The sequence below is a fragment of the Variovorax sp. RA8 genome (assembly GCF_901827175.1).
Taxonomy (GTDB): Bacteria; Pseudomonadota; Gammaproteobacteria; order Burkholderiales; family Burkholderiaceae_C; genus Variovorax.
In genome coordinates, this window is record NZ_LR594662.1 from 5,979,708 (window position 1) to 5,998,988 (window position 19,281).

Annotated in this window: 17 protein-coding genes; 1 reads left to right on the top strand and 16 read right to left on the bottom strand. The window is 68.1% G+C overall.

Translation table 11 applies throughout. The features are described from left to right. Positions 1–5: 5 nt before the first annotated feature. The 12 genes from gshB to E5P3_RS28530 form a co-directional block, all read right to left on the bottom strand. Complete coding sequence (gene gshB / locus E5P3_RS28475) at positions 6–950, bottom strand: glutathione synthase (RefSeq protein WP_174263112.1); 945 nt, start codon at positions 948–950, stop codon at positions 6–8. After that, positions 950–2,224 (bottom strand): benzoate/H(+) symporter BenE family transporter, encoded by a 1,275-nt coding sequence (locus E5P3_RS28480; protein ID WP_162589020.1) that lies wholly within the window; start codon positions 2,222–2,224, stop codon positions 950–952. Before E5P3_RS28480 ends, gshB begins: the two co-directional genes overlap by 1 nt. A 25-nt stretch (positions 2,225–2,249) precedes the next feature. Then, the gene (locus tag E5P3_RS28485; protein ID WP_162589021.1) at positions 2,250–4,118 is read right to left on the bottom strand and encodes a potassium transporter Kup; all 1,869 of its coding nucleotides are present in this window, start codon (positions 4,116–4,118) and stop codon (positions 2,250–2,252) included. 164 nt (positions 4,119–4,282) lie between these two features. Beyond that, complete coding sequence (gene gshA / locus E5P3_RS28490; RefSeq protein WP_162589022.1) at positions 4,283–5,581, bottom strand: glutamate--cysteine ligase; 1,299 nt, start codon at positions 5,579–5,581, stop codon at positions 4,283–4,285. A gap of 148 nt (positions 5,582–5,729) precedes the next feature. After that, a complete protein-coding gene (locus E5P3_RS28495) occupies positions 5,730–7,031 on the bottom strand; it encodes a glutamate-5-semialdehyde dehydrogenase (protein ID WP_443083271.1) in 1,302 nt (433 codons plus the stop codon). A gap of 76 nt (positions 7,032–7,107) precedes the next feature. Next, positions 7,108–8,169 carry a DNA polymerase III subunit delta gene (holA, locus tag E5P3_RS28500; protein WP_162589024.1) on the bottom strand — a complete coding sequence of 354 codons (1,062 nt, stop codon included), beginning with the start codon at positions 8,167–8,169 and terminating at the stop codon, positions 7,108–7,110. Next, on the bottom strand, positions 8,169–8,690 hold the full coding sequence (locus tag E5P3_RS28505) for an LPS-assembly lipoprotein LptE (RefSeq protein WP_162589025.1): 522 nt from the start codon (positions 8,688–8,690) through the stop codon (positions 8,169–8,171). Before E5P3_RS28505 ends, holA begins: the two co-directional genes overlap by 1 nt. A gap of 8 nt (positions 8,691–8,698) precedes the next feature. After that, the gene (leuS, locus tag E5P3_RS28510) at positions 8,699–11,362 is read right to left on the bottom strand and encodes a leucine--tRNA ligase (protein ID WP_162589026.1); all 2,664 of its coding nucleotides are present in this window, start codon (positions 11,360–11,362) and stop codon (positions 8,699–8,701) included. A 133-nt stretch (positions 11,363–11,495) separates the two neighbouring features. After that, positions 11,496–11,954, bottom strand: a complete 459-nt coding sequence (locus E5P3_RS28515; RefSeq protein WP_162589027.1) for an ExbD/TolR family protein — start codon at positions 11,952–11,954, stop codon at positions 11,496–11,498. Continuing rightward, positions 11,843–12,670: a MotA/TolQ/ExbB proton channel family protein gene (locus tag E5P3_RS28520; RefSeq protein WP_162589028.1), complete on the bottom strand. Its 828-nt coding sequence runs from the start codon at positions 12,668–12,670 to the stop codon at positions 11,843–11,845. The genes E5P3_RS28515 and E5P3_RS28520 overlap by 112 nt, the downstream gene beginning before the upstream one ends. Before the next feature lie 22 nt (positions 12,671–12,692). Next, positions 12,693–13,493 (bottom strand): 4-hydroxy-tetrahydrodipicolinate reductase, encoded by an 801-nt coding sequence (gene dapB, locus E5P3_RS28525; RefSeq protein ID WP_162589920.1) that lies wholly within the window; start codon positions 13,491–13,493, stop codon positions 12,693–12,695. Between the two features lie 92 nt (positions 13,494–13,585). Continuing rightward, positions 13,586–14,152: an outer membrane protein assembly factor BamE gene (locus E5P3_RS28530; RefSeq protein WP_162589029.1), complete on the bottom strand. Its 567-nt coding sequence runs from the start codon at positions 14,150–14,152 to the stop codon at positions 13,586–13,588. A 92-nt stretch (positions 14,153–14,244) separates the two neighbouring features. Between E5P3_RS28530 and fur the strand changes: the two genes are divergently transcribed. Continuing rightward, a complete protein-coding gene (gene fur, locus E5P3_RS28535; protein ID WP_068681825.1) occupies positions 14,245–14,664 on the top strand; it encodes a ferric iron uptake transcriptional regulator in 420 nt (139 codons plus the stop codon). Between the two features lie 43 nt (positions 14,665–14,707). Here fur and hprK read toward each other — a convergent pair whose 3' ends face one another. From hprK to E5P3_RS28555, 4 genes are all read right to left on the bottom strand, one after another. Next, positions 14,708–15,667 (bottom strand): HPr(Ser) kinase/phosphatase, encoded by a 960-nt coding sequence (gene hprK, locus E5P3_RS28540; RefSeq protein WP_162589030.1) that lies wholly within the window; start codon positions 15,665–15,667, stop codon positions 14,708–14,710. A gap of 28 nt (positions 15,668–15,695) precedes the next feature. After that, positions 15,696–16,163 (bottom strand): PTS sugar transporter subunit IIA, encoded by a 468-nt coding sequence (locus tag E5P3_RS28545; protein ID WP_068681828.1) that lies wholly within the window; start codon positions 16,161–16,163, stop codon positions 15,696–15,698. A gap of 93 nt (positions 16,164–16,256) precedes the next feature. After that, positions 16,257–16,586: a ribosome hibernation-promoting factor, HPF/YfiA family gene (gene hpf, locus E5P3_RS28550; protein WP_162589031.1), complete on the bottom strand. Its 330-nt coding sequence runs from the start codon at positions 16,584–16,586 to the stop codon at positions 16,257–16,259. Positions 16,587–16,823: 237 nt separating this feature from the next. Beyond that, positions 16,824–18,932 carry an ATP-dependent helicase gene (locus E5P3_RS28555; RefSeq protein WP_162589032.1) on the bottom strand — a complete coding sequence of 703 codons (2,109 nt, stop codon included), beginning with the start codon at positions 18,930–18,932 and terminating at the stop codon, positions 16,824–16,826. Between the last annotated feature and the right edge of the window lie 349 nt (positions 18,933–19,281).

Here is a 19,281-nt window from a genome sequence, read left to right on the forward strand (position 1 = left end):
AAGTCTCAGCGCAGCTCGGCCTCGAGCGCGTCGATGAACATCGCCGGCACGTCGAAGCCGGTCTGGTCCGTGATTTCCTGGAAGCAGGTCGGGCTGGTGACGTTGATCTCGGTGAGCGAGTTGCCGATCACGTCGAGCCCGATCAGCAGCAGCCCGCGCTCGTAGAGCACCGGGCCGATGGCTTCGGCAATGCGCCGGTCCTGGTCGGTCAGCGGCTGGGCCACGCCCTTGCCGCCGGCCGCGAGGTTGCCGCGCACCTCGCTGCCCTGCGGGATGCGCGCGAGGCTGTAAGGCACGGGCTGGCCGGCGATCACCAGGATGCGCTTGTCGCCCTGCGTGATCTCGGGCACGAAGCGCTGCACCATGATGGTCTGCGCGCCGTGCCTGTTGAGCGTCTCGACGATGGAGCCCAGGTTGAGCCCGTCGGCGCGCACGCGGAAGATGCCCATGCCACCCATGCCGTCCAATGGCTTCAGGATGATCTCCTGGTGCTCGGCGTGAAAGGCGCGAACCGCATCCGGGTCGCGCGTGACCAGGGTCGGCGTCGTGTATTCGGCGAACTCCATGATCGCCAGCTTCTCGGGATGGTCGCGCAGCGCGCGCGGGCGGTTGATGACGCGCGCGCCCTCGCGCTCGGCCTGCTCCAGCAGGTGCGTGGCGTAGATGTACTCGGCGTCGAAGGGCGGGTCCTTGCGCATCAGCACTGCGTCGAAGGCGTGCAGCGGGCGCTCGATCACCGCGTCTTCGCGAAACCAGGGCTCCTGCTCGCCGGTCAGCACGACCTCGCGCACCTTCGCGGTGACCGGGCGGCCGCGCTGCCAGTTGAGGTCCTGCGGCACGCAGGCCGAGATCTTGTGCCCGCGGCGCTGCGCCTCGCGCATCATCGAGAAGGTGGTGTCCTTGTAGATCTTGAAATGCTCGAGAGGATCGGCAATGAAGAGGATGTGCATCAGGATGTCTTTCCGGCGGTCGAAGAAGGGCGGGCTGCGTCTGCGGTAGCGGCGGCCCGGTTATCTTGCTTGATCTTGCAGCCAGGTGCGATGTCCCTGCCGGCGGAGGGTTTGCGGCCCAGCTGCTGGATCGCGAGCGCGAGCGCGCCGGCCACCACGCCCCAGAAGGCCGAGCCGATGCCCGCGATGGTCAGGCCCGAGAGCGTGACGAGGAAAGTGATCAGCGCTGCCTCGCGGTGCGATTCGTCGCGCACCGCCGCGGCCAGGCCGCCGCCGATGGTGCCCAGCAGCGCCAGCCCGGCGATGGCCGCGACCAGTTCCTTCGGGAAGGCCGTGAGCAGCCCCGTGACCGCCGCGCCGAACAGGCCGATCACCACGTAGATGGCGCCGCAGCTCACGGCCGCGGTGTAGCGCCGCGCCGGGTCTTCGTGCGCCTCGCGGCCCATGCAGATCGCCGCGGTGATCGCGCTCAGGTTGAGGGCGAAGGCGCCGAAGGGCGCAAGCACCAGCGTGGCGAGGCCGCTGATGGTGATGAGCTTGGAGATCGGCAGTTCATAACCGGCGGCCCGGATTGCCGCCACGCCCGGCAGGTTCTGCGAGGCCATGGTCACGACGAAGAGCGGCAGCGCCAGGCTCACCACCGCCTGCCAGCTGAAGACCGGCAGGGTGAACACCGGCACCGCGGCACTGAAATGCACTGCACTCCAGGCCAGCTCGCCGCGCGCCGCCACGAAGACGATGGCGACCAGGAGCGTCAGCGGCACCGCGTAGCGCGGCAGCAGGCGCCGCGCCACCAGGTAGCACAGGAGCATCAGCAGCACCAGCGCGAGCGCGGTGCGCGCCGCCAGGAAGGCCTCGAGCCCGAAGCGCGCCAGCACGCCGGCCAGCAGCGCCGAGGCCAGGGCCATGGGAATCCGGTTCATCACGCGCTCGAACCAGCCGGTGGCGCCGGCCACCGTGATCAGCAGCGCGCAGACGATGAAGGCCCCGACCGCCTCGCCCATGCCGTAGCCCGACCCGGCCACCGCCAGCACCGCCGCGCCGGGCGTGCTCCAGGCGATCATCACGGGCTTGCGCCACCAAAGGGATGTGACCGCCGAGGTCAGCCCCATGCCCAGGCCGAGCGCCCACATCCACGAGCTGATGATCTCGGGTGTGGCGCCGAAGGCCTGCGCCGCCTGGAACACGATGGCCACGGAGCTCGTGAAACCCACCAGCACGGCAACGAAACCCGCGGTGAAGGATGCGAGGCTCAGATCCTTGAAGAAGCGCATGGAGGCGAAAGCAGAAGTCAGAGGCTCAGATCTCGATTTTCGAACCAAGCTCCACCACCGCATTGTTCGGCAGGCCCAGGAATCCGGCGGCGCCGCTGGCGTTGTGATGCATCTGCGCGAACAGCTTCTCGCGCCACGGCGCCATGCCGCTGCCGAGCGTGGGAATGACCACGTCGCGGGAGAGGAAGTAGCTGGTGGTCATCGGCTCGAGCTGGCAGCCGCGCAGGCGCGCATGCTCCAGCGCGCGCGGCAGGTCGACGTCGTTCTTGAAGCCGTAGTGCACGACCACCTGCCAGCAGTGGTGGCCGAGCGGCTCCATCTCGATGCGCTTGTCCATCGGGATCCACGGCACCTCATGGTTGCGCACGGTGACGAACAGGTTCTGCTCGTGCATCACCTTGTTGTGCTTGAGGTTGTGCAGCAACGCATTGGGCACCACGCCCGGCTCGGCGGTCATGAAGACCGCGGTGCCGTCGACGCGCGCCGGCGGGCTGACGAACACCGAGTCGAGGAAGCCGCGAAGGTCGATGGCCTCGGCCATCTGCATCTGGCCCATGAGGCGGCGGCCTTCCTTCCAGGTCAGCATCAGCATGAAGATCGAGCCGCCGATCAGCAGCGGGAACCAGCCGCCCTGGAACAGCTTCAGCAGGTTGGAGGCGAAGAACAGGAAGTCGATGATGAAGAAGGCGCCCGTGGCCGCGATGCACAGCGCCAGCGGGTACTTCCAGGCGTAGCGGATCACGAAGAAGGTCAGCACGGTGGTGATCAGCATGTCGGTGGTCACGGCGATGCCGTAGGCCGCGGCGAGGTTGCTCGACGAACGGAACATGACCACCGCCAGCACGATGGCGACGAACAGCCCCCAGTTGACGAACGGGATGTAGATCTGGCCTGCGGTGCGCACGCTGGTGTGCTCGATGTTGAGCCGCGGCAGGTAGCCCAGCTGGATCACCTGCCGCGTGACGCTGAAGGCGCCGGTGATCAGCGCCTGCGAGGCGATCACCGTGGCCGCGGTGGCTATGAGCACCAACGGGATCAGCGCCCATTCGGGTGCCATCATGAAGAAGGGGTTCTTCACCGCCGCCGGGTTTTCCAGCAGCAGCGCGCCCTGGCCGAAGTAGTTGAGCGTGAGCGCCGGCATGACGACCGAGAACCAGGCGATGCGGATCGGCCCCTTGCCGAAATGGCCGAGGTCGGCGTAGAGCGCCTCGGCCCCCGTCACGCACAGCACGGTCGCGCCCAGGATGATGAAGCTGGTGCCCGGGTTGTCCCACATGAAGCGCAGCGCGAAGTGCGGGCTGACGGCCTTGAGGATCGCCGGATGCGTGACGATCTGAGAGACACCCAGCAGCGCGATGACGACGAACCAGGCCAGCGTAATCGGCCCGAAGAAGCGGCCGATGCCCGCGGTACCGTGCTTCTGCACCGCGAAGAGGCCGAACAGCACGACCAGCGTGATGGGGATCACGTAGTGCTTGAAGTGCGGCGACACCACCTCCAGGCCCTCGACCGCCGACAGCACGGAGATCGCGGGGGTGATGACGCCGTCTCCATAGAACAGGGAGGTGCCGAAGATGCCGACCACCAGCAGCACCTGGCGCAGCCGCGGCTTGTCGACCACCGCCTGCGAGGCCAGCGCCAGCATCGCGACAAGGCCCCCCTCGCCCTCGTTGTCGGCGCGCAGCACCAGCACCACGTACTTGAGGGAGACGATCACCGTCAGCGTCCAGAAGAACATCGACAGGATGCCGTAGACGTTCTCGACGGTGAACGGGACGTGGCCGTGCCCGAACACCTCCTTGACCGCATACAGAACGCTGGTGCCGATGTCGCCGTAGACGACGCCAATGGCTGCGAGGATCAGCGCGGCGGAGGAGGATTTGGTCGGGGACACGGGAATCGGGTGCACCAACGAGGGCGTCCGGCGTGGGATGCACGCCCTGGCGCCTCGTCGGCCTCAAGCGGCCTCCGCGTCGCCCTCCGCCCTCGGGTTCTTGCGTTGCTGTGGGGTCGCTATTTTGCCGCCACCCGGACCCGGCGCAAGGCCGGACTAAGAAATCATTCGTACGTCTCGGCGTCGGGATTGGTCGCTTCCATCTCATAACTGGCCGCCACCATGGCCAGGCGCCCGATCACGCCGTACATGTAGAAGCGGTTGGGGGCGCTCGCACCCGGCTTGGCGCCGGGCTGCGGTAAGTGCGCACTCTCCGAGAACGCCAGCGGCACGAAGCTGGCGCCCGGAAGATTGAGGTTCTCGTCGGGGCTGCGCTCCGCATGCACCCGGTAGAAGCCGCCGACCACGTAGCGGTCCATCATGTAGACCACCGGCTCGGCGACGCCGTTGTGGACGCGCTCGTTGGTCAGCACGCCTTCCTGCACGATCAGGTCGCTGGCGATCCGCACCTCGTCGTTGGCGGCGGCCGAGCGGGTGCGCGCGCGGCGGTTGAAGGCCTCCAGGTCCTTGAGGTCGCGCACGGTCATCACGCCCATGGGGTCGGCGCCGTTGTCCGCCTTGACCACCACGAAGGGCTTCTCGTTGATGCCGTATTCCTTGTACTTGCGCCGGATCTTGGTGAGCAGCGCATCGACATGGCTGGTCAGCACGTCCAGCCCCTTGCCTTCCGCCAGGTCGACGCCGCCGGCGCGCGCGTACATGGGATTGATCAGCCAGGGGTCGATGCCCAGCAGCTTGCCGAAGCGCTTGGACACTTCCTCGTAGCTGTGGAGATGGTTGCTCTTGCGGCGCACCGACCAGCCGGCATGCAGCGGCGGCAGCAGGTACTGCTCATGCAGGTCTTCCAGGATGCCCGGCGTGCCGGCCGACAGGTCGTTGTTGAGCAGGATGGTGCAGGGGTCGAAATGCTTGAGCCCCAGGCGCCGCCGGCTGCGTACCACCGGCTCCAGGCACACGCTCTCGCCATGGGGTAGCTCGATCTTCTTGGGCGACTTGATGGCGGGGTCGATGGAGCCCACCCTGACGTTGAGCCCCGCCATGTGGAAGATCTTTACCAGGCGCGCGACATTGGCCAGGTAGAAGGTGTTCTTCGAGTGGTTCTCGGGGATCACCAGCAGGTTGCGCGCCTCGGGGCAGATCTTCTCGATCGCGGCCTGCGCGGCCTGCACCGCCAGCGGCAGCATGTCGTCGGTGAGATTGTTCCAGCCGCGCGGAAAGAGACTGGTGTCGACCGGCGCCAGCTTGAAGCCGGCATTGCGGATGTCGACCGCGCTGTAGAAGGGCGGCGTGTGCTCCATCCATTCGAGGCGGAACCAGCGCTCGATGGCCGGCATGGAGTCGAGGATGCGTTGCTCGAGTTCGTTGATCGGGCCGGTCAGGGCGGTGACGAGGTGGGGGACCATGAGGCGGCCTTGTTATGGGTGTTCTGCAACGAAAGGTGGAGTGGAATTGTAGGATTTGGGGGTGCCGGCATGGATGACAAGCCGTCTCGATACGGCGGACCGGACGCAGAGGACGCGCGAAACCTTGCGGTACGGATCTCCGCTTTAGTCAGCTTCGCACTTCCCCCTGCCCCAGCACCACGTATTTGAGCGAGGTCAGCCCCTCGATTCCCACCGGCCCACGCGCATGGAACTTGTCGGTGCTGATGCCGATCTCGGCGCCCAGCCCGAACTCGAAGCCGTCGGCGAAGCGGGTGCTGGCGTTCACCATCACGCTGGCCGAATCCACTTCGCGCAGGAAGCGCTGGGCATGCACGTGGTCGCGGGTGACGATGGCGTCGGTGTGGTGGCTGGAATAGCGGTTGATGTGGGCGATGGCCTCGTCCACGTCCTCCACCACCTTGATGCTGATGACGGCCGCCAGGTATTCCTCCGACCAGTCGGACTCGACCGCGTCGACCACCCGGGCACCCGGCGGCAGCGCGCCCTCGGCCCGCAGGATGCGGGCGGCAGCGGGGTCGCAGCGCATCTCGACCCCCTTGGCCGCGAAGATGGAGCCGATCTCGGGCAGGAAGCTCTCGGCCATCGAGGCCGCCACCAGCAGGCCTTCCGCCGCGTTGCAGGGGCTGTACTTCTGGGTCTTGGCGTTATCGACGATGCGCACCGCCATGTCGAGCTCGGCCGTGTCGTCGACGTAGACATGGCAGTTGCCGTCCAGGTGCTTGATCACCGGCACCTTGGCCTCGCGGCTGATGCGCTCGATCAGCCCCTTGCCCCCCCGCGGGATGATCACGTCCACGAACTCGGGCATGGCGATCAGCCGGCCCACCGCCTCGCGGTCGGTGGTCTGCACCAGTTGGACCGCCTTCACCGGCAGGCCGGCTTCGGCCAGCGCCTCGCCCACCAGCGTGGCCAGGGCCTTGTTCGACTCGATGGCCTCCGAACCTCCGCGCAGGATCGCCGCGTTGCCGCTTTTGATCGCCAGGCTGGCAGCCTCGATGGTCACGTTGGGCCGGCTCTCGTAGATCATGCCGAAGACGCCGATCGGCACCCGCATCTGGCCCACGCGGATGCCGCTGGGCTGCTGCCGCATGCCGATGACCTCGCCGATCACGTCGGGCATGGCGGCCAGCTGCTCGCAGCCCAGCGCCACGGTCTCGATGGTCTTGGGCGCCAGCTTGAGACGGTCGACCATCGGCGCCGAGAGGCCCGCAGCCCGCGCGCGCTCGATGTCGCGCGCATTGGCAGGCGCCAGGGCTTCGGCGCTCTCGCGCAGGCGGCGCGCCAGCGCCCTGAGCGCTTGGTTCTTGGTCGCCGCGGGGGCCTTCGCCATCCGGGCAGCCGCTGCCTTGGCCTGCAGCCCCAGGGCCTGCATGTATTCGTTGACGTTGAAGGCGTTCATGCCGCGCATTTTCCCACGCGGGGCCCGCCGGATCGGGCGACGCATGGAAACGCCGGGTTCCCAAAAGAGCAACGCCGCGTGGACTTCAGCCCCGTGCCGGCGCGGTACAAGCCCGGCACAGCATCAGCGCCAGCCGCTGCAGCGCCTGCCAGCCGCTGGCCGGCCAGTCGGGCTGTTTCAACCCCTTGACGATGCCGTCCACCACGTGGGCGGCGCGCAGCAGCCGGGCCAGCGCGCGCTCGTCCAGCCGCGGCAGCACGCGCTCGAAGGCGCGCTCGCGCGGCCCCCAGATGCGGTTTTCGCGCAGCGCCATCGGCAGCGGGCGGCCGGCCGACATGGCGTCCTTCACCCGCTTGAGCGCGCGGATGTCCTCGGCCAACGTGTAGTGCACCAGGACCTCGGCCTCGCCCTCGGCCTGCAGGCCGTCGAGCATGCGTGCCACGCGCTGGGGGTTGCCGCCCAGCACCGCCTCGGAGAGCTTGAAGACGTCGTAGCGCGCCACGTTGTTCACCGCGGCCTCGACCTGCTCCCAGCCGAGCTCGCCCGCGGGGTACAGCAGCGCGAGCTTCTGGATCTCCTGGTGCGCTGCCAGCAGGTTGCCTTCGACGCGGTCGGCGAAGAACTGCAGGGTGCGCTGGCCCTCCTCGCCCCCCTTCACCCGCTGCGCCTGCCGCGCCAGCCGCTGCGCGATCCACTGCGGCAGCGCGGCGCGCTCGATGGCTTCGACGGGCACGCTGACGCCGTGGTTCTCGAGGGCCGCGAACCAGGCGCCGGTGCGCGTGGCCTTGTCCAGCCGCGGCAGCAGGACCAGCGTCAGGGTGCTGTCATTGCCCGCAGCGGCCTCGGCAATCTGTTGCAGCGCGGCGCTGCCGTCCTTGCCCGGCTTGCCGGAGGGGACGCGGATCTCCACGATCTGCCGCTCGGCGAACAGGCTCAGCGAGCCGCCGGCCGCCAGCACCGCGCTCCAGTCGAAGTGCGCGCCGGCCACGGTGTACGAGCTGCGCTCGGTGTAGCCCTGCTGCCGCGCCGCCGCGCGGATCGCGTCGGCCGTTTCCTGCGCCAGCAGCGGCTCGTCGCCGTGGACGACGTAGAGCGGCTTCAGCCCCTTCTGCAGGTGGGCTTCGAGCTGGGCCGCGGCGAGCTGCATCAGAGACTCTTGACCGCCGCGAGCCGGCGCAGCGTCTGTTGGGCGATGTCGCTCTGCATGTCGCGGTACAACAGTTCGGTCTCGCTTTCCTTGGCCAGCGCGGCGGTTTCGTTGTAGGTGATGTCGCGGGTCTGCTCGATCTGGGTCGGAGCCATCAGCTCCTTGCCGCCGGGGGTGCGCAGCCGCACTCGCATCGTGAGCCGCAACTGCAGCTCGCGCACCTGGCCTGCCGAGTTGGTGGACAGCACCGCGCTGCCGCGATTCTCGGACAGGACCTCCAGCACCGCGTCGGCGCGTTGTTGTTCCTCGATGGGCACCAGCTCGACATTGCCCGCGGCACGGAACTGGCGGCGCAGCGTGTTCACGAAGGCCGAGCTGCCCGGCACCGCCAGCGACTTGAAGGCGAAGTCCGGTGCCTTGCGCAGCTCGAAGCCGCAGCCGGCGAGCGCCACCGCGGAGACCGCCGCGGCGAGCAGGGCGCGGCGCGGCAGGCGGCCCACGTTCCGGGTCGATGTGTTCATGTTGTCGTTCATACCACCACGTTGACCAGCCGCCCCGGCACCACGATCACGCGCTTGGCCACGGCGCCCTCGGCGTGCTTGACGAAGGCCTCGCTGGCCAGCGCGATCTTCTCGATTTCCGGCTTGCTGGCATTGGCGGGCACGCGCAGCGACCCGCGCAGCTTGCCGTTGACCTGCAGCATCAGCTCGATCTCGTCCTGCTCGAGGGCGATGGTGTCGACCTCCGGCCAGGGTGCGTCGAGCAGCGCGCCGTGCAGCTTGTCGTAGTCCAGTTCGTGCCACAGCACGTGCGTGAGGTGCGGCGTGGCCGGGTAGAGGCAGCGCAGCAGGATGCCGAAGCCCTCGCGCGCGGCGGCGCGGTCGCCCGGGCTGCCGTCCGACTTGAAGCCCTCCAGCGCGTTCAGCAGCTTCATCGCGCCCGATACGACGGTGTTGTACTGCATGCGCTGGTAGTCGTAGTCGATCTGGCGCAGCACGGTGTGGACCTCGCGGCGCAGTGCCTTGGCCGCCTTGCCGAAAGCCGCGCGCGGGTCCACCGTCTCGAGATCGATCTCCTCGCCCTCCGGCGCAGCCGCCTGCGCGGTGCCGAGCGCCACGCCGTAGTTCCAGACCCGGCGCAGGAAACGGAAGCTGCCCTCCACCGCCGCGTCGTTCCACTCCAGCGTAGCCTCGGGCGGCGCGGTGAACATGGTGTACAGGCGCGCGGTGTCGGCGCCGTACTTCTCGATCAGGTCCTGCGGGTCGACGCCGTTGCGCTCGCTCTTGCCCATCTTGCCGACGCCGCCGTATTCGACCTTCGTGCCGTCGGCCAGCGTGCCGCCGGTGATGCGGCCCTGCGCGTCGAGCACCTGGGTCACCTCGGAGGGCGGGAAGTACTCCTTGCCGCCTTTCCCGCTGCGCCGGTAGAAGATGTGGTTGAGCACCATGCCCTGCGTGAGCAGCTTGCTGAAGGGCTCGTCCACCTTGATCAGCCCGAGGTCGCGCATCACCTTGGTCCAGAAGCGTGCGTAGAGCAGGTGCAGGATCGCGTGCTCGATGCCGCCGATGTACTGGTCCACCGGCATCCAGTACTGCGCCCCCTCGGCGACCATGGCCTGGTCGTTCTTCGGATCGCAGTAGCGCATGAAGTACCAGGCGCTATCGACGAAGGTGTCCATGGTGTCGGTCTCGCGCCGGGCCGGCTTGCCGCAGACGGGGCAGGCCACGCCGGCGTGGAAGCCTTCGTGCTTGTTCAGCGGGTTGCCCGAGCCGTCCGGCACGCAATCGGTGGGCAGCACGACCGGAAGATCCTTCTCGGGCACCGGCACCGCACCATGCTCCTCGCAATGGATGATGGGAATCGGTGTTCCCCAGTAGCGCTGGCGACTGACGCCCCAGTCGCGCAGGCGCCAGGTGGTCTGCATCTCGCCCAGGCCCTTCTGGCCCAGTGCGTGTGCCACCGCCTTGACCGCCTCGGCATGGGACATGCCGCTGAAGTTGTCGGAGTTGATGGTGACGCCGCGCTCCTTGTCGGCGTACCAGTCCTGCCAGCGGTGGTAGTCGAAGTGGGGTTCGTCATCGACCAGGACCACCTGGATGATCTCGATGCCGTACTTGTTGGCGAAGGCGAAGTCGCGCTCGTCATGCGCCGGCACGCCCATCACGGCGCCGTCGCCGTATCCGATCAGCACGTAGTTGCCGACCCAGACCGGCACCGGCTCGTCGGTGATCGGGTGCCGCACGTGCAGGCCGGTGGGAAGGCCCTTCTTCTCCTGCGTCGCGAGCTCGGCCTCGGTGGTGCCGCCGCTCTTGCATTCCTCGATGAAGGCGGCGACCTTGGGGTCTGTCTTCGCGGCATGCATGGCCAGCGGATGCTCCGGTGCGACGGCGCAGAAGGTCACGCCCATGATGGTGTCGGCCCGCGTGGTGAAGACGTACATGCGGCCGCCCTGAATGAGCTCGCCCTTCTCGTCCTTGATGTCATGCGGGAAGGCGAAGCGCACGCCCTCGCTCTTGCCGATCCAGTTCTCCTGCATCAGCTTGACCCGCTCGGGCCAGCCCGGCAGCTTGTGCTGGGTGTGCTCGAGCAGTTCCTCGGCGTAATCGCTGATCTTCAGGTAGTAGCCGGGGATCTCGCGCCGCTCCACGGTCGCGCCGGTGCGCCAGCCTTTGCCGTCGACCACCTGCTCGTTGGCCAGCACGGTCTGGTCGACCGGATCCCAGTTGACCACCTGGGTCTTGCGGTAGGCGATGCCCTTCTCGAGCATCTTGAGGAACAGCCACTGGTTCCACTTGTAGTAGCTGGGATCGCAGGTCGCGATCTCGCGGCTCCAGTCGATCGCCAGGCCCATGGCCTGGAGCTGGCCCTTCATGTAGTCGATATTCTCGTAGGTCCATTTGGCCGGTGGCACGCCGTTCTTGAGGGCGGCGTTCTCGGCTGGCAGGCCGAAGGCGTCCCAGCCCATCGGCATCAGCACGTTGTAGCCGCTCATGCGCAGGTAGCGCGTGAGCATGTCGTTGATGGTGTAGTTGCGCACATGGCCCATGTGCAGCTTGCCGCTGGGGTACGGCAGCATCGAGCAGGCGTAGTACTTCTTCTTTTGCGCGTCCTCGGTCACGCGGTAGGCGTCGGCCGCCGTCCAGGCCGCCTGGGCGGCCGACTCGACGTCGCTGGGTTTGTAGCTGGGATTCATTGGGCAAAGAGCAACAACAGCCCGGCATCGGATGGCCGGGGAAGAGGGATTATCGCGGCTGGCAATGCCCCGCCGCTCGATGACGACAGGGAAGCCCCGCCCGGCGCCCTCTCCGGAGAGGATCTCAGACTTCTCAGGGCTTGCGCAGCGGCGCGTCGGTCACGAAGCCGATGCGGCTGAGGCCGGCCTTGTTCGCAATGCCCATCAGCTCGACGATGCGCCCGTAGGGGACGGCCTGGTCGGCGCGCAGCTGGACCTCGGTGTCGCGGTTGTCGGCGGCGGCCTTCTGCAGACGGGCCGCGAGCTCCTCGGCGCTCACCAGCTGGTCGTTGAGGAAGAGCCGGCCGGCCGTATCCACCGAAAGGCTGACGAACTTCGGCGTGTCGCTGGGCTGGCCGGCGTCGGTGCGCGGCAAATCCAGCTTGATCGAGCTCGCCATCAGCGGGGCGGTGATGATGAAGATGACCAGCAGCACCAGCATCACGTCCACCAGCGGCGTGACGTTGATGTCCGACAGCGGCCGCTGCCCGCCGGCGCCGATCGCGCGGCCGCCGGTGGCGCTGCTGCCGAGGGAGGTGCGACCGAATGCCATGGCAGGTGTCCGGGCCGGCTACGCGGGCATCGGGCGGGCGGGGGCAGGGGCGCCTCGGGCGCCGGGTCCTCGCCCAGGGCGCCGAGCAGGTCGTGCGCGAAGCCTTCGAGCTCGGCCTCGATGCGGCTGACCACGCGGCCGAACACGTTGTAGGCCAGCACGGCCGGGATGGCCACGGCCAGACCGAAGGCGGTCATGATCAGCGCCTCGCCCACCGGGCCGGCCACCTTGTCGATGGTGAAGCCGCCGGTCTCGCCGGCGATGGCCGTCAGGGCGCCGTAGATGCCCCAGACGGTGCCCAGCAACCCGACGAAGGGCGCGGTGGCACCGACCGTGGCCAGCAGGATCTGCCCGGACTGCAGCCGCCGCAGGGCGGCATGCAGGGCGTCGCGCAGCACCCGCGTGAGGCGCTGGCCGCGGGCGACCGCGCCGCCGAGCGTGGCCGGATCGGGCTGCGCGCCGAGCTGCCGCACCGCGCTCACCGCCGGCCAGACCAGCGCCGCGCGATCGAAGCCTCGGAGCCGCTCCTCCGCATCGCCCAGCGAGGCGGACTGCCAGAAGGCCGCGATGCTGCGCACCACGTCGCGGGTGCCGCCGCGCAGCAGCCAGGCCTTCCAGAGGATCACGACCCAGCTGGCGACCGACATCATCAGCAGCAGAACCGCCACCGAGCGGCTGACGCCATCGCCGTGGGTGAGCAGCTCCAGGACCGTCATGCCTCGCGCGGGGGGTAGCTTCTCAGCGCAGCCCGAGCACGTCGAACATGTCGAACAGCCCGTTCTTGCGATCGGCCAGGAACCGCACCGCGCGCAGGCTGCCCTGCGCGTAGGTGACGCGGCTGGCGGACTTGTGGGTGATCTCGATGCGCTCGCCGGTGCCGGCGAAGAGCACCGTGTGATCGCCAACGATGTCGCCGCCGCGGATGGTCGCGAAGCCGATGCTGGAGGGGTCGCGTTCCCCGGTGACGCCCTCGCGCGCGTAAACCGCGCAGTCCTTGAGGTCGCGGCCCAGCGCGCCGGCGATCACCTCGCCCATCTTGAGCGCGGTGCCGGAGGGCGCATCGACCTTGTGGCGGTGATGCGCCTCGATGATCTCGATGTCGTAGCCGGTGGACAGGGCCTTGGCCGCCATCTCCAGCAACTTGAAGGTGACGTTGACGCCCACGCTCATGTTGGGCGCCATCACGATGGCGATGTCCTTGGCCGCGTCGGCGATCTCGGCTTTCTGCGCCTCGCTGAAGCCGGTGGTGCCGATCACGGCCTGCACGCCCAGTTCGCGGCACACGGCCAGATGCGCCAGCGTGCCCTCGGGACGGGTGAAATCGATCAGCACCTGGGCGTCCTGCAGGCCGGTGCGCAGGTCGGACACGATCGGCACGTCGCTGGTGAATCCGAGGAAGGCGGCGGCGTCGCCGCCGATCGCCGGACTGCCCGCGAGGTCGAGGGCGCCGGCCAGGCGGCAGTCCTGGGCCTCGCGCACGGCCTCGATCAGCATGCGGCCCATGCGGCCGGAGGCGCCGGCGATCGCAATGCGGCGCAGCGGCGGAGTGGTGATGGAAGAGGAGTCGGTCACGCGGGGGAGCCTTCGGGAAATGCCGGCCGGTGCGGCCGGCGGGGCCGGGGGCCGGCGTACTAGCGCGTCGCTTCCAGCGGCGGGTAGCTGGGGGGCAACGGCGGCAGGGAGGCGGAGGAGGTGTCGGCGTCAGCCTCCTTGCCCCTGTCCTTCGACGGCTGGAACTTCTTGAGCTGGTCTTCCGTGGCTTCCAGCACCGGCACCTTGCCGGCGCGCCCGCGGGCGTCGACCGCGGCGACGAACTCCTGCTCGCTGGGCATCGCATCGCCTTCGAAGCGATCGAGCACCTCGCCGTTGAAGAACACCGTCAGGCGCCGCTGCTGGGGCTCGACGCCCTGGCGCCGGATGGTGAAGACATAGTCCCAGCGGTTGGTGTGGAACACGTCGGTCAGCAGCGGGGTGCCGAGGATCTCGCGCACCTGTTGGCGCGACATGCCGGCCTTGAGCAGCTCGACCTGCTCCTTCGAGACGAAATTGCCCTGGACCACTTCGACCTTGTAGGGCGTGATCGCAGAGAGAACACCGCGCGAGCGCTCGGTGAAACTGCTGCAAGCCCCCAGGCTCAACGTCGCGGCGACCGCGCCGGCGAGCAGCCAGAGGCGGCTTTCTTGGGAAAACTCAGGCATGGGAAAGGGCCGGGAGGGCAAGCGATATGATCGAGCCATTGTAGCGGCTGGCCCTGCGGGCGCCTCTCGCAGGGACGGGCGCAGGAGTGACCATGGGCAACATCGACGAACTCAAGAATACCGGCCTCAAGGCCACGCTGCCGCGCCTCAAGATCCTGGAGATCTTCCAGAACGGCGGGCAGCGCCACATGACGGCGGAAGACGTGTTCCGCGTGCTGCTCAACGAGCATTCCGACATCGGCTTGGCAACGGTCTACCGCGTGCTCACGCAGTTCGAGCAGGCCGGCATTCTCGAGCGCAGCCACTTCGAGAGCGGCAAGGCGGTCTACGAGCTCAACGAGGGCAAGCACCACGACCACCTGATTTGCACCGGCTGCGGCAAGGTCGAGGAGTTCTACGACGCCGAGATCGAGCGCCGCCAGCAGATGATCTCGAAGGACAAGGGCTGGATCCTGCAGGACCACGCCATGTCGCTCTACGGGCTCTGTGCCGACTGCACGAGCAAGCGCTAGGCTCGCCGGCGGGCCGCGCTCCAAGGCGGTCCAACCTTCTTCTCTAATCGTCTTCCCGCGCGCCTTCCATGGCCTTGTGGTGCCGCGCCACGAAGTCCGCATAGGTGTCGATGCCGCGCAACTGCAGGATCGAGTTGCGCACCGCCGCTTCCACCAGCACCGCGATGTTGCGGCCGGCCACGACCTGGATGATCACCTTGCGCACCGGGATGCCCAGCACGTCCTGGGTCAGCGGCGCCGAGGGCATGCGCTCGTAGTCGCGCTCGAAGCTGTCGCGCCGCACCAGGTGCACGATCAGCTTGAGCCGCATCTTCCGGCGCACCGCGGTCTCGCCGAAGATGGCGCGGATGTCCAGCAGGCCGATGCCCCGCACTTCCAGCAGGTTCTGCAGCAGCTCGGGGCAGCGCCCTTCGAGCGTGGTCTGGTTGATGCGATAGAGGTCGACCGCGTCGTCGGCCACCAGGCCGTTGCCGCGCGAGATCAGCTCCAGGCCCAGTTCGCTCTTGCCCAATCCCGACTCGCCCGTGATCATCACGCCCAGGCCCAGGATGTCCATGAACACGCCGTGCATCGAGGTGCGTTCGGCGAAATGCTTGGACAGGTAGGCGCGCAGCAGGTCGATGACGAACGCCGATGATTCCCGCGTGGCGAACAGGGGCAGCTGCGCGCGCTCGCAGATCGACAGCAGCTGGTCGGGCGCCGCCTGGCCGTCGGCCAGCACCAGCATGGGCGGCTCCAGCGTCACGATGCGAGCGATGCGCCGTACGCAATCCTCGGGCGAGCCGCGCGTGAGATAGGCCACCTCGCGCGCGCCGAGGATCTGCACGCGGTAGGGATGGATGTAGTTGAGGTAGCCGACCAGGTCGGCGGCCGACTGGGCGCGGCTGATGACGCCGGGGTCGAACTGGCGCTCCGAGGCACCCAGGCCCGCAAGCCACTCCCAGCGCAAGGAGCCGCGGAACTCCTCGAACATCGCGTCGGCGCTGATGACGGTCGGCTTCATGCGCCAGACGCCCGACGGAAGATGCGCTTCAAGCGACCTGGGCCGATTGCCATCCTGCGATCAGGGCATGCAGCTGCGCGGCGTCGTTGCTCGACTTGATCTGCTCGCGCAGGCCGGCGTCGCTCAGCAGCTCGGCGATTTCGGAGAGTATTTCCAGATGTTTCTGGGTCGCCGCTTCGGGCACCAGGAGGAAGATCAGGAGCACCACGGGCTGCTCGTCCGGCGCATCGAAGCCGATCGGGTTGGCCAGCTGGAACACCGCGGCCATCGGGGACTTCAGGCCCTTGATGCGGCCGTGGGGGATGGCCACGCCATGCCCCAGACCGGTGGAGCCCAGGCGCTCGCGGGCGAACAGGCTGTCGGTGATGAGGGCGCGGCCCAGGCCGTGCAGGTTTTCAAACAGCAAGCCCGCTTCTTCGAAAGCTCGTTTCTTGCTGGTGGCGTCGACGCTCACAAGGACTTGAGCGGGCGGCAGGATGGACGCGAGTCGGTTCATGTTGGGGCAGGGCGGGGGCGATTATGCACCTGCCCCGCAAAAAGCAAAGAGCCGCCCGAAGGCGGCTCGCAAGAGTGTTTGCCCGAAGAGGCACTACATCACGCGCTTCGGCGCAGCGTGGTAGTGGTCCTTGAGGCACTCCTTGTGGCGCACGACCTGGCGGTCGAGCTTGTCGACCAGCTCGTCGACGGCGGCGTAGAGATCAGCGTGGCTCGACTCGGCGAACATGTCACTGCCCTTGACGTGAATATTGCATTCGGCCCGTTGGCGCCTTTCCTTTTCCTTCTGCTTTTCCACCGTGAGGATCACCTTCACATCGACCACCTGGTCGAAGTGACGGGTGATTCGGTCCAGCTTGCTCGTGACGTAATTGCGAAGCGCGGGGGTGACGTCGAGGTGATGACCGCTGATCGTCAAATTCATGAATGACCTCCTGGAATCGACGGTTGGGAAAAAGGCCTTGCTTCTGAAATTGAAGCCTGGCCGGCGAAAAAAAAGAGGGGGCGGGAGAAGGGAGGGGAAGGAGAAGAGGAAGGGGTCGGTTCACTATGCCCATGCTGTCATCGAATTGCAATCCCTCTCGGCGCAAACCCCCGGACGCCTTTGTGGTCAAGGCGTGGGTGCTATCAAGTTTGTAGTGCTAAAGACCGCGCGCCGCGCTCAGCGCCACGCGGCGCGCAGGCGCTTGCGCAAGTCGATGACCGCCGCTGGCGGCGGCACCGCAGGGGCTCGCTCGGGCGCTGGCGGCCAGGTGATCTGCTCGAAGCCCCGGGCTTCGGCCGCCGAGATGAAGCGGGTGCGGCCGGCGTAGAGATGGCGGTCCCCGCGCACCGCCTGCTGGGTGACATAGAAGCGCAGCGGCACGATCAGTTGCAGGTGGTCGCGCGCACGTGTCATCGCCACGTAGAGCAGGCGCCGCTCCTCCTCCAGCTCCTGGGCGCCCTGCGCGACATCGGCCGGGATGCAGCCGTCGACCACGTTGAGCACGTGCACCGAGCGCCATTCCTGCCCCTTCGCCGAATGGATGGTGGAGAGGATCAGGTAGTCCTCGTCGAGCAGGGGCGGGCCGGGCCGGTCGCTGGTGGCCTCGGGCGGATCGAGCGTGAGCTCGGTCAGGAAGCGCTCGCGCGAGGTATAGCCGGAGGCCAGGCGGGCCAGCTGCTCGACGTCGCCGCGGCGCAATCCGGCATCGTCGTGCAGCCGCTCCAGGTGCGGCAGGTACCAGCGCAGTGCGAGCTCCATGTCGGCCGGCCAGGCGAGTTCCGGGGCACGCAGCTGCGCATAGATCGCTGCGAAGCGTGCCCACTCCTCCTTTGCGGCAGCGGGCGGCTGGAAGGCCTGCACCACGGCAGCCGGATCTTCCGCATTGGCCATCCCGTCGAGCAGCCGCGTCGAGGTGGCAGGCCCGATTCCCGGGATCAGCTGGGTGACGCGAAAGCCCGCCATGCGCCCGCGCGGGTTCTGCGCGAAGCGCAGCACCGCCAGCAGGTCCTTCACATGCGCGGCCTCCAGGAACTTGAGCCCGCCGTACTTGACGAAGGGGATGTTGCGCCGTGCCAGCTCGAGCTCCAGCGCCGCGCTGTGACTCGAAGTGCGGAACAGCACGGCCTGTGCTTTCAGGGCCAGCCCGCCTTCGCGGTGCGCCAGCACGCGCTCCGCCACGAAGCGGGCCTGTTGGGCCTCGTCGGGCACCAGCACCAGCTGCGGCCGGCCCATCGAGGGCTTGTCGGTCCACAGCGTCTTGGCATGGCGCTCGGCCGCCCCCGCGATCACGGCATTGGAGACGTCGAGGATCGGCTGGGTCGAGCGGTAGTTGCGCTCCAGCGTGACGATTCGCGCGGGCTGGGTGAACTGCCCCGGGAAGTCGAGGATGTTGCGCACCGTGGCGCCGCGAAAGGAATAGATCGCCTGCGCATCGTCACCCACCACAGTGAGGCCGCGGCCGTCGGGCTTGAGGGCGTGCAGGATGGCGGACTGCAGCAGGTTGGTGTCCTGGTACTCGTCGACGAGCACATGGTCGAAGCGCGCGCCCAGCTGCGCCGCGAGCGAGGGCTCCGCCACCATCTCGGCCCAGTACAGCAGCAGGTCGTCGTAGTCGAGCACCTGCTGCGCCTGCTTGGCCTCTACGTAGGCGCCGAACAGGCGCTTGAGCTCGGCCTCCCATTCGGCGCACCAGGGGAAGGCCTGGGCCAGCACCTCGGCCAGCGGCGCGCCGCCGTTGACGGTGCGCGAGTAGATCGCCAGGCAGGTGCCCTTGCGCGGAAAGCGGCGCTCCATCGCGGCCAGGCCGATGTCGTTGCGCACCAGGCCCATGAGGTCCTCGGCGTCGCCGCGGTCGTGGATGGTGAAGCTGGCGTCGAGACCGATCTGCGCGGCATATTCGCGCAGCAGCCGGGCGCCGATGCCGTGGAAGGTGCCGGCCCAGGGCAAGGACGGCGGGGCCTCCGAACGCAGCCCGAGCACCTTTGCCAGCACCTGGCCGGCGCGCCGCTCCATCTCTTGCGCGGCGCGGCGTGAGAAGGTCAGGAGGAGGATGCGCTGCGGATCGGCGCCGTGCGCGATCAGATGGGCCACGCGGTGCGCCAGGGTGCTGGTCTTGCCCGAGCCGGCGCCGGCGATCACGAGCAGCGGGCGCGGGTCCGGCGACGCTTCCCCGGCCCCGTGCTCGACGGCCGCCCGCTGTGCCTCGTTGAGCTCCGCGAGAACCGCGGCGAGGCGCTCTTCCTGGCGCAGTGGGACGGGGATCGCGACGCCGGTCCACTGCGTCATTGAAATGGCACCCGAGGGCCGTGCGAGACGGGATGCGATGCAAGGCGCAAAGCGCAGCGATGCCCGACGGCATCGCGAGCATTTGTAACGCGGCAGCGCGCCCGTATCGTGCGGACAGCGGGTGCCATTTCAGTGACGCAGTGGACTACACATCGAGCGCGACTTTACTGGATATCCATCCAGATCCCCTCAGGAAAATGCAAGACGCCGGTGACATAATCGCGCCTCGCTGCAACCGGAGACTTCGAATGGACACCGTTCCGCCTCGGCAGCTTTCAACTCCCCTGTGACGCGTCGTTGGCCAGGGATTTGAAAGCGCCCCCCGCCCCTCGCCAACGCCACAACACCA